This window comes from Virgibacillus salinus, assembly GCF_900102415.1.
Classification (GTDB): domain Bacteria; phylum Bacillota; class Bacilli; order Bacillales; family Amphibacillaceae; genus Lentibacillus; species Lentibacillus subterraneus.
Genome location: NZ_FNKD01000001.1, coordinates 1395682 through 1406889, shown reverse-complemented (window position 1 = coordinate 1406889; position 11208 = coordinate 1395682). Strand labels below are relative to the sequence as shown.

Annotated in this window: 8 protein-coding genes; 4 read left to right on the top strand and 4 right to left on the bottom strand. The window is 38.2% G+C overall.

Annotation, left to right across the window (positions count from 1 at the left end; translation table 11 throughout):
• Positions 1-311: 311 nt before the first annotated feature.
• Complete coding sequence (locus BLS02_RS06650; RefSeq protein WP_092492252.1) at positions 312-4607, bottom strand: S8 family peptidase; 4296 nt, start codon at positions 4605-4607, stop codon at positions 312-314.
• 638 nt (positions 4608-5245) lie between these two features.
• Positions 5246-6304 (bottom strand): M20/M25/M40 family metallo-hydrolase, encoded by a 1059-nt coding sequence (locus BLS02_RS06645; RefSeq protein ID WP_092492158.1) that lies wholly within the window; start codon positions 6302-6304, stop codon positions 5246-5248.
• A gap of 128 nt (positions 6305-6432) precedes the next feature.
• Here BLS02_RS06645 and BLS02_RS06640 point away from each other — a divergent pair, with 128 nt between their 5' ends.
• Both BLS02_RS06640 and BLS02_RS06635 read left to right on the top strand, forming a co-directional pair.
• Complete coding sequence (locus tag BLS02_RS06640) at positions 6433-6987, top strand: thioredoxin family protein (protein ID WP_092492157.1); 555 nt, start codon at positions 6433-6435, stop codon at positions 6985-6987.
• Between the two features lie 109 nt (positions 6988-7096).
• Positions 7097-8095, top strand: a complete 999-nt coding sequence (locus tag BLS02_RS06635; protein ID WP_092492156.1) for a potassium channel family protein — start codon at positions 7097-7099, stop codon at positions 8093-8095.
• On the opposite strand, the gene BLS02_RS06630 is transcribed toward BLS02_RS06635, so the two are convergent.
• Positions 8081-8491: a YugN-like family protein gene (locus BLS02_RS06630; RefSeq protein WP_092492155.1), complete on the bottom strand. Its 411-nt coding sequence runs from the start codon at positions 8489-8491 to the stop codon at positions 8081-8083. The two genes, BLS02_RS06635 and BLS02_RS06630, sit on opposite strands and share 15 nt — an antisense overlap.
• Before the next feature lie 108 nt (positions 8492-8599).
• Between BLS02_RS06630 and yugI the strand changes: the two genes are divergently transcribed.
• Complete coding sequence (gene yugI, locus BLS02_RS06625; RefSeq protein WP_092492154.1) at positions 8600-8980, top strand: S1 domain-containing post-transcriptional regulator GSP13; 381 nt, start codon at positions 8600-8602, stop codon at positions 8978-8980.
• A gap of 73 nt (positions 8981-9053) precedes the next feature.
• On the opposite strand, the gene BLS02_RS06620 is transcribed toward yugI, so the two are convergent.
• Positions 9054-9293, bottom strand: coding sequence for a DUF378 domain-containing protein (locus BLS02_RS06620; RefSeq protein WP_092492153.1), 240 nt, complete (start codon positions 9291-9293; stop codon positions 9054-9056).
• Between the two features lie 133 nt (positions 9294-9426).
• Between BLS02_RS06620 and BLS02_RS06615 the strand changes: the two genes are divergently transcribed.
• Complete coding sequence (locus tag BLS02_RS06615) at positions 9427-10773, top strand: glucose-6-phosphate isomerase (RefSeq protein WP_092492152.1); 1347 nt, start codon at positions 9427-9429, stop codon at positions 10771-10773.
• Positions 10774-11208: the final 435 nt, after the last annotated feature.

The window sequence follows — 11208 nt, the reverse complement described above, 5'->3', positions numbered from 1 at the left end:
GTTCTTATAACCCTGATGAGTGAGCCCATGACTAGTAAGACTGCGAAAGTGCTAGCTTGTGCAGATGTTGCATTGGTACCGGAGTGGTGCAAAAGAAAATTTTCACTGTGTCGCAGTTTCTATCAACTACGTATTAGATCCAACCATTGATAATGAACGTGTTCTAAACATCCTATCCTGTTATTATTCATCTTTTAAAGTGGAAAGTTCTAGTTATGTCCCAAACTCTTAACCCGCAAAAAAATTGCCCCAGAGATCGTAAGCAAAAACTTACGACCAAAGAGGCAACCTTCTCCTTTACAGCCTATTTATCATTCAACATTGATAAATAATTTTCCTTCAGCTGTTTTACGTGATTCATTACCGAAGTCATCAACAACTTTCACTTCGATAACAGCACCCTCTGCAACAACATTATTAGTCGCTGTATAATAGCCGACATAATGTCCATCAGACATCTCCATCATCGGAAGTTCCGTTGCATTAGATACTTGTGCAACCGCATTTGTAAGTGGCATATGGATAAAGAATGTAGCTCTTTGGCCAGGCTCACTATCAAACTCGATTCGCACACTCTCGCCTGCTTCCAGGTTTTTATCCTCGGTAGGCGTCAGGTTTTCAACCGTTGGTGCAACAAAGTCTACATCAATCGTTATAGTCTCTGTCTGAACGTTTCCTGCAAGGTCCTGGGCGATTACTTCAATCTGGTTTTCGCCGTTATCAAGCAGAATTCGTTTTGAATACGTACCATCGTCGGCAACAGTCGCTTCTCGACCATTCACATCAACAAAGTCAAGATTAGCATCGGAAACTGTACCTTCAACAGTAACTGTTTCACGATTGGTTTTATCCCCATCTTCTGGGCTATCAATGGTTAATTCAGGACTCATTGTATCCAGGGTTACTGTAACAGTCTCAGATTCACCTGCTACACCACCATTCATCATGGACAATGCTTTAAATTCATTTTCGCCTTCTGAAAGTTCAGTTGGAATGGCAAACTGACCATCTTCACCAATTTCAGCAGTCCCAATTTCTTCTCCATTATTTAACAATTGAACCGTAGTTGTAGGAGATGCAGTCCCCTCAACCGTCATGTCTGGTTCACTTGTGATTGAATCTTCGCTAGGTGAAGTAATAACTGGATCATTTACTTCATAGCTTACTCGTGAACGAATCATATAGTTACCTTCAGAAGCAGGAGATGGTGACCAAGCTCCAGCTACATACTGATAACTTCGTTCTGCGTTCGTTCCGTTTTCATCTGTAGCCAATCCAGGTGCGTTTGGATTTGGATCTTTTTGGATATAAACCATATAGAAATCGTCTTCAACAATAATGTTATGCTCACGTAAATCAACTACAGTCCATTCATTTAAATCTCTTATTGCTTCAGCATCAACTGGACCTGCAATCTTTTCTCCAGGTGTTCCATCGGGACCAGATGAATCCCATACTTCAACCGCAAATTCCGTACCACCTGGTGTTGGCCAATCAGTACCATGGAATTGGAAAACACCATCTGTTACTACAGCTGAATCTTTTTCTTCAGGTAAAGACATTTTTACTGCCCACCCATTACCGGCATCATAAAATGCACGAGCATTCTCGGCAGTACCATCGTCATAACCGATTTCTCCACCAGGATACGTATAAAATGGTTCAAGAGCGATGTCTTGTTCAACATCTTCGTCAAGGTTTACTTCCACTTCCTGACTATAATAGTCTCTTGCCATTACTTTTAACGTGTAGGTTCCTTCATATCCTGTGATAGAGTAATTACCATTTTCATCAGTCTCAACAGGTGTAACGTTAGCATCCTCTACCAATAACATAGTAGCGCCTTCAATTGGGGCACCTGTTGCTTCATCAGTAATTGTCCCACTCACTGTCGCTTGAGGAATTTCATCAAGCGTGAAATCAGCTTGTGCCGTTCCATCCGCTTCAAGTGTTACAGATTGTTCCTCAGACTCAAATCCATATGATTCAGCTTTCAACGTAAAAGTTCCTGCTGCATGGCTTAAGGAATATTCACCAGTTGCTGGATCAGTCATTACCGAACGACCGCTTTCCAATACACTTACTTGCGCGCTCATCGGTAATAAGTTAGGATTAATTATGTCCTCTTCGGCAGGAGGATTATCTTTTGGTAAATCTGGCTTAATTTTAGCTGGATTTACCTTTTCTTTCATTCCAGCTTTTTCATCTGCTTTGATTACTCCTAGGCCATTATTACCCCGAACTCCGTTATTGTTTCCTTTTTTCCCTAAAGATGCTTCACTGCTTTGTGACGTATCAGATAATGCTACATCATCAATATACCAGCCTTCTCTTGTTACACTGCCATCTGTTGTAACATTAAATCCAAGATAAACTCGTTGGCCGCTATATTCTGATAAATCAACTTCAGTACTTTTCCAGCCATCTGTTTCACCCTTTACTTCCAACAGCTGTGTCCACTCTTCTTGATCAGTCGAGACAAAGATATGACCGAAATCGTAAGCTGTTCCTGAAGCATACATCTCTAAATTGTGCCATTGATTAAATTGCAAATATGCATTTCCTTCTGGTAAATCAACTGGCGGCATTACAAGCGTTGCGTTCATATTGTTTTCATATTCACCATCAAGGTTTGTTGCATATACATTTTCTCCTGATGCTGCGTTTCCAGGTCCAGAGGTTGGTGCTCCCCATTCCCAGCTGTTCATTTCACCAAAAGATGTCCAGCCTATAGGATTAGCTTCAAAGTCTTCTGAGTAACCTATAGAAATTCCTGGTTTCACTTCAATATAATATTCTTCACTGACAACTTCATTTTCACCAAAGTCGTTTATTGTCCATTGATAAGTCAGTGAATCCTCAGCAATTTGTCCACCTGGAATGGTGGCTACAAATTCGCCTTCTTTATAATCACCAGAAACACGTCCGGCTTCGACAGTTTGCCATTCTCCATTTGTATCCAGGTAATCTAATTCAACCGATGCAACGCTGATATTATCACTAACTTGTACATTCAAATCAAGGTCCATGCCAGCGTAAGTTTCTGCTGGTGCAGTGTGATCGAATGTAGGTGCTTCATTATCTTCACCTGGTTTGGTCACTTGACCTTCGATTGTACCGATTCCATTCTGTAATGCTGATACTGCATCATACGCATTTACCAAACCATGACCAAATCCATTATTCGGGGATTCAGGATATACATCATCCGTTAATGGGATTGCAGTATCCATTAGAATTTGTTCCATTTCATCAACTGTAATACTGCTATCTACTTGACGTAACAGCGCTGCTACAGCTGATACTGCAGGACCTGACATTGATGTTCCATTCCAGCCACCTTCATATTGGCCACCTGGAACGGATGAACGGATGTTAACTCCAGGAGCTGAAATATCTGGTTTAATCTCATCATATGGTGAAGGTCCTTCTAATGAAAAACTAGCTAAATTATCATCGATATCTGTTGCCCCTGTTGCGAATGATTCAGGATAGTTTGCTGGTGTTGCAATTGATCCTGGCCCACCCGGGTTAAATAAAGTAGTGTTACCAGCAGAAAATTCAGGGAAGATTTCCGCTGCACGCCAATTTATAACAACATCGCGGTACCATTCATCAAGTCCTGGTCCACCGCCCCATGAGTTATTAACAACATCTGGCGCCATATCAACACGGGCATTTCCTTCTGAATCTGTTGGTGCTAAGATCCACTCTGCGGCAGCTAATAAGTCAGCATCTGTTCCACCTGCTGCAGTGAATGCTTTAACAGAAATAAACTGTGCTCCAGGTGCAACTCCAACTTGGTTAGATCCATCTGGTTCACCACCAACCATTGTTCCAATTGTGTGTGTACCATGTCCTTGATCATCGAATGGTTCTGATTGCCCTGCTGTAGCATCGAACCAGTTAAAGTTATGATCAACTTCACCAGTAGCTGCATCATAGCCGCGATATTTTTCCTTAAGAGCAGGATGATCCCACTGAACACCTGTATCAATACTTGCTACAACTGTTCCAGAACCATCAATCCCCATGTCCCAAACCTGAGGAGCTCCAACACGCTCAACATTCCACTCTATATTAGCAGTTTCAGACTGTGGAGCATTTTTTGCTTCTTTTGTAACCGGTGTTAACAGTTCACGGGTTTCATTCGGTAATATTTTATCAACTTCAGCAAAGCTAGCTACCTTTTTCGCTACTTCTTTCGTAGCTGTAACAGCCATCCCGTTAACTATATAATACGACCTAATATTTTCAGCATTTCCCTTATCTGCTTCCTGCTGAAGATATTGCTTTACTTTTGACTGTGATTCAAGAGAGGTAGATTTTAATTCAGATACTACAGCAGAACGTTGTACAAATTCAGCTTTTTTTGCTGTCATATTTGCAGATTCAGCACTTTTTCTTGCTTCTTTAGCAATTTTCTTCGTGTCTGCTTTTTCATTAAACTTAATTAAAAACGTCACTTTTTCATCATTCTTAAATTGATCTAATAAACGATTATTGACCTTTGCTTTTGCAGCAGTTTGCGTATCTTTTGCCGAATGATGTATGTTACCATTCGTCTTTGCATAAGACATTCCGGGAACTACCAACGAAAACACCATTAATAGGGCTGCCGCAATACTAAAAGCTCTTGTTTGACGCTTTTTGCTTAGCAATTTAATTCCTCCTCCTGATTTTTTATACCGTAATAAAACAAAAAAACTCCCCCTCGCCTCCTTTACTAAAAAAATTTAGTGCAGGTCTCAGCTGTAGTGGAGCTGTTTTGTAATTCTTTTGTTGTTATTGTAACTGTACTGTAATAATTATGAAAAATCTGTCATATTTTGTCGGCAAATATCATGAAATTAGGATTTGATTACTAAGTACCATGTTCGATGAATTTTTGTTAGATAAAAGAACTATATTTTAATGATTATTTATTTCAAAAAAGTACCCTGGACAACCCTTGCGTGTATAGAGATATTAAGTCGATGGAAATATTTCCTAATTCTGTAAAAATAAATGCGTAAATTAACCTAGATTACTAAGGATTTGACAAGATATCTTCACCTGAGTGTCATATAAGCATTACTTTATTCATAGTATATTGCTAATATTAATCCCATCTGAATACAAAGTCACTTTCCTAGTAAGTACAAACAGTTACTTTCGGCCTATGATTTAGAATACAATACTTTCTTAACTGCAAAAAAATCCCAACCCATAATAATGGATTGAGATTTAATAACCAACTACAATTTTAGTCTTCCAGTGGATTAAGGCTTTCTTCACCAGTAAGATCAGCAATCATCGTTACAAGCAATTCTATTTCTTCATCAATGTCTCTTAAACTTGAAGTTTCCACAGGTGAATGCATGTAACGTAATGGTAACGATACTAATGAGACAGGCACACCAGGACCTGTCAAACGCATTCTGTCTGCATCTGTCCCAGTCATACGTGGTGTCAACTCGTATTGCACTGCCATATTTAATTTTCTGGCTGTTTTTTCAAGCAATCTATTAATTTTAATATTGATTGGTGCACCTTTTGCAAATACTGGACCACCGTCAAGAGTTATGTCTCCATGCTTATTTTTATTGACACCAGGATAATCAGTCGAGAATGTTACATCACAAGCAATAGCCATTGTAGGTTCAACACCGGCAGCGGCAAAATAAGCACCACCCATGTTTGTCTCCTCATTTACAGTGCTTGCTGCATATACACCCACACTGCACCCTCTTTCTGAAAGTCGCTTTAATACTTCAGCAACAATGAATGAACCAGTACGGTTATCCAATCCACGTCCGGCCACGTAACGATCCATCAATATTTCCGGCTCTGTTTTATAGACAGCCAAATCACCAATCTGAACAAATTTTGCAGCTTCATTTTTCGTTTTATAACCACAATCAATAAACAGATCCTCTAAGCTAAAGTCATCTTTTAATCCACCATGGTGCTGTGCATTAACACCAATAACGCCTGTTACTTCTTCGTTGAATCCAAGTACAGTAACCTTCATTCCAACAGCGGCCTTTGGGTTTATCCCGCCCATTTTATCAAAATGTAGAAATCCATCTTCGTCAATTCGATTAATGACTAATGCTATTTCATCGCAATGACCTGCAAGCAAAACTTTAAATGAAGCATTTGGATTAATTACTCCAATAGCATTTCCAGCGTTATCAGTTCTAATCTCATCCGCAAATTCTTTTACATAATTAATCCACTTTTTTTGTATTGCCATCTCATTACTTGATGGGGATGGCGTATGTAATAACTCCAACAAAAAATCCCTGTTTGCTTGTTCCATTTAAACTACCTCCTTAAAGTCTTTCACACCAATCATAACAAAAAAACATGTATAAGAGCACTTTTGTTTACGCTATAGGAAATATTGGGTACACTTTTATAAGAGACAGACAAAGGAGTGTAACGTCAATGAATTTAAATCATTGGTATGAAAAAGGTATGACACCAGATACATATATTGAGTCAATGGAAAAAAATAAACAAAATTTATTACATATTTATGATCATTTCACACCGCCAGCAGACACAAAATTCTTCCAAAAACTGGCTGAAATGAACATCCGTGTAATTGTATTGACGGAGGACTGGTGTGGCGATGCTATGTTAAATATCCCAATCTTAATTCGTATTGCAGAACAGGCTAATATTCCAGTGAAAATGCTTTTACGAGATGATAATCTGGAGTTAATGGATCAATACTTAACAAATGGAAAAGCGCGTTCTATTCCTATCTTTATTTTTATTGATGAAACTGGCAATGAAGTTGCAAAATGGGGACCTAGGTCTAAAGCAATTCAGCAATATTTGGATGATGCACGTGATAATCTTCCACCGAAAGAAGCAGATGATTATGAGGAGAAATCAAAAGAAATGTATCTGTTTATGACCAAGTCATTCCGTGACAATAAAGATATTTGGCAGGATGTATATACAAGCCTTAAACACAAGTTAGAACAAGTCTAACCTGTAAAACTCACCTCCTATCGGTGAGTTTTTTTATCGTGTATATAATATTAATACCTTTGCCCATACTAGTATGTAAAATAATTAATGGATTAAGGTGCAATATATAATGAGTATTGAATACTTTAAACATATCTATTTCAGACTACCTGTTATTGTTAGGCTTCTAATATCTATATTTGTGGTAATGACTTTTTTTGGGGTTATTATTCACCTTGTTGAACCGTCTGCTTTCCCATCTGTATTTGATGGAATTTGGTGGGCTTTTATTACAGGAGCGACGGTTGGTTACGGTGATTTTGTACCATTAACAGCTCTTGGAAAAGTTATTGCAATACTGCTTATTCTTTCTGGTGGTGGGCTTCTTACATTTTACATAATGACTTTATCAGCTGGAACCATTCAGCATGAGCAGGATTTATCAAAAGGAAAAGTAAAATTTAAAGGTGAAGATCACATTGTAATAGTTGGGTGGAATGAACGAACTAGACAACTAGTAAATATGATCGAGACGAAGGATTCTAAAGAGGAAATTGTCCTGATTGACAGAACTCTTGATCATCTTCCATATCAGCATTATCCTATTCACTTTATCCACGGGGATCCAAGTGAAGATTCAACATTAATACAAGCTAATATTCAGGAGGCCAAGTCAGTTATTTTAACTGCCGACATCACGAAAAAAGAACGCCAGGCTGACATTACAACTATTTTGGCAATAGTTGCAATTCGTGGAAATAATCAACATGTATCAATTAACGCAGAAGTTCTCTCTATTTCACAAATTGAAAACGCAATTCGTGCTGGAGCGAACACTATTATCAGGTCAAACGATTTCATGAGTACTTTATTTTATCATGAGCTTTATCACCTTAAAAACACAAGACCATTTGAAACAGTACTGAATGTCTTAAACAACCAGCAATTTTCACACTTAGCCCTTCCGGAACAACTGGAAAATTCCACATTTAAAAATGGAATAGTTTTTTACTTGGACAAAAAAGAGCTTTTGTTTGGTTTTATACGCGATGACGATTGGGTGATCAACCCTCCAAAAGATACGACATTAAATAAAGGGGATATCCTTCTGACATTAACTTCCTGGTAAGAGAAGTCGCTCTACCTTTTTCATGATTTCTTTTCCAGTTGCAACATAGTCATCAGGTACATCGGCATCCGCGTTTACTGGCGTCTGGAACTGGTCAAATGCACCACGTAACGCCCCGCCAGCTCCTTCTTCATCAAACCCTCGTTGATACTGATGTGCGAGTAAAAATGGCTGATCAACTCGCACTGTTACACCAGGATAATCAAGAGATCCCGCCACAGCATAGAATGGTATCCTTAAAAAATAATAAATACCATCATCGTCAATTTTCATATCAAAATACCCTTTATCATAGTCCCAGTTTGAACCAATCACAAACCCCTCAGGCTTTAATCGTTCTTCCAAAACATACAATGGATATATTTTATTTTCAACTTCTGAATTTATCGGAACCATTTGCTCACTCCTCAGTAAATTTCTATTATTTTTTGCTTGGAATCGAAATTTATGCTAAAATATTTTATTGTGTGAAAAGAATCGAATAGAGTATAGGAGTTGTTCAGCATGTCAGACAAGTTTGAGACTGGTCAGATATTAGAAGGAAAAGTTACAGGAATTCAGCCATATGGTGCATTTGTTGCATTAGACGAAGAAATCCAAGGGTTAGTGCATATTTCTGAGGTAACACATGGGTATGTTAAAGATATTAATGATCATTTAACAACCGGGGACGAAGTAAAAGTGAAAGTTTTGAATGTAGATGAAGAAAATAATAAATTTTCGTTATCTATTCGTGCTACAGAAGAACCACCTAAGAACCGTCCAAAGCCTCAAAAGAATCAAGCACCAAAGCAACAAGATAACGATAACGCTGGATTCAATACATTAAAAGATAAACTGGAAGAATGGATTGAACAGTCAGAAGGATCTTATAATAAAAAATAATGATTGAAAAAAGAGGCTTTCTCAAGTATGTTTTGACATAGTCAACAATACTTGGAAATGCCTCTTTTTTGTTTTAAGTATCTGTACGTGGTTCTGGGCGATCAGCAAAAGCTTCATCTGGTTTGAATAATAATGACAATGTTACCAGACCACTTATGCCAACTAAAGTATAAATAACTCGTGCAAATGCTCCACTCTGTTCACCACCACCAAAAACTGCAGCGACTAAGTCAAATTGAAATAATCCGATAAGTCCCCAATTTATTGCACCAATTATTGTTAATGCTAAACATGCTCGTTGTATACCACTCATTTCAACAAACCTCCTTTACTGATGTACTATTCACTAGTTTTTCACTTTTATTAAAATATATACAAGCTCATTCTTGATTTCACAATATCACTTCGGTAAAGTAAAAAATGAAAGCTTATTGAAGGAGGAAAACATGACACATATTAATTTTTCATACAGTAAAGCACTAGATTTCTTCAGTCAAAACGAAATTAATTATTTGCAAGAGTATGTAACGTCAGCTCACAACGCATTACATAATAAAACTGGACCAGGAAATGACTTTTTAGGGTGGACTGATTTACCTGAAACATATGACAAAGAGGAATTTTCCCGAATTAAGTCAGCAGCAGACCAAATAAAACAAGACACTGATATATTACTTGTCATCGGGATTGGTGGATCGTATCTTGGTGCACGTGCAGCGATTGAAATGCTTAACCATTCCTTTCAAAACCTTCTATCTGAGGATAAACGGCAGGCACCCCAGGTTATTTTTGTTGGCCACCATATGAGTTCAACTTATATGGCGGAGTTATTCGATTTACTTGAAGGCAAAGATGTATCGATTAATATCATTTCTAAAAGTGGAACGACAACTGAACCTGCTATCGCATTTCGGATTTTTAAACAATTTCTAGAGGAAAAATACGGTCAAGATGCAGCCAAAAAGCGAATTTATGCAACAACTGATAAAGCGAAAGGCGCATTAAAAACAGTTGCCGATGAAGAAGGCTACGAATCTTTTGTTATTCCAGATGATGTTGGGGGCCGTTATTCTGTTCTAACTGCAGTTGGATTGTTACCTATCGCAGTTAGTGGCGTATCGATTGACGAAATGATGCAAGGTGCACAAGCATCCATGAGCGATTTAGCAGAGCCATCACTCGCGGAAAACCCAGCATATCAGTACGCCGCAGTCCGAAATGTACTATATAATAAAGGTAAAACAGTTGAAATGCTTGTCAATTATGAACCACACCTCCAATATGTTTCTGAATGGTGGAAACAATTGTTTGGTGAAAGTGAAGGTAAAGATCAAAAAGGTATTTTTCCAGCATCAGCCAACTTTACGACAGACCTTCACTCGATGGGACAATACATCCAGGACGGAAGACGTGACCTTTTCGAGACAGTCTTACATGTCAATAAGTCCAAACAAGATATAACACTGGAATCAGATGAAGCAAATTCGGATGGGCTTAATTATCTTGCTGGTAACACAATTCACGACATCAATGAGAAAGCATTTCAAGGAACATTACTGGCACATACTGACGGGAATGTCCCCAACCTTATTATTGAGTTACCAGAACTTGATGCATACACATTCGGTTACATGGTTTACTTTTTCGAGAAAGCATGTGCAATTAGTGGTTATCTGTTAGGGGTTAATCCGTTTGATCAGCCTGGTGTAGAGGCTTATAAGAAAAATATGTTCGCACTACTTGGCAAACCAGGATATGAGGAAGAGAAAACTAAATTAGAGAAACGATTGTAACTAGTTAGGCTGTAATGTTTTGGGGACAAACAGTAGGATAGAGCGTTGAATTGCTGAGCAATTTAATGCTCTTTCTTTGTTTCACATGTGTTATTGCTGAATAGACGGGAATTTGCTCACTCTTCTGTCGATTCTGCACCTTCTTCTGGTGATTCCGTTCCCTCTTCTGGTGATTCAGCACCTTCTTCTGGCGATTCAGCACTCTCTTCTGTTGATTCTTCCATTTGCCTTCTTCCTCCCTGCCTCGTAATTATGAAATGAAACAAATAATGTTATATATTTCATTCATTGGAAAAAATTAAAGTTTTTTTGTCATTTTATGTTTATATTTCTATGCAGGGGGTAATACTAAAAATGTAAGACTTTCTCGTATTCCCCCTGTAAGCAAGGCGTATAAGCGCTTTGCTTTTTTTTTGTGTTTAATCCGATATAATT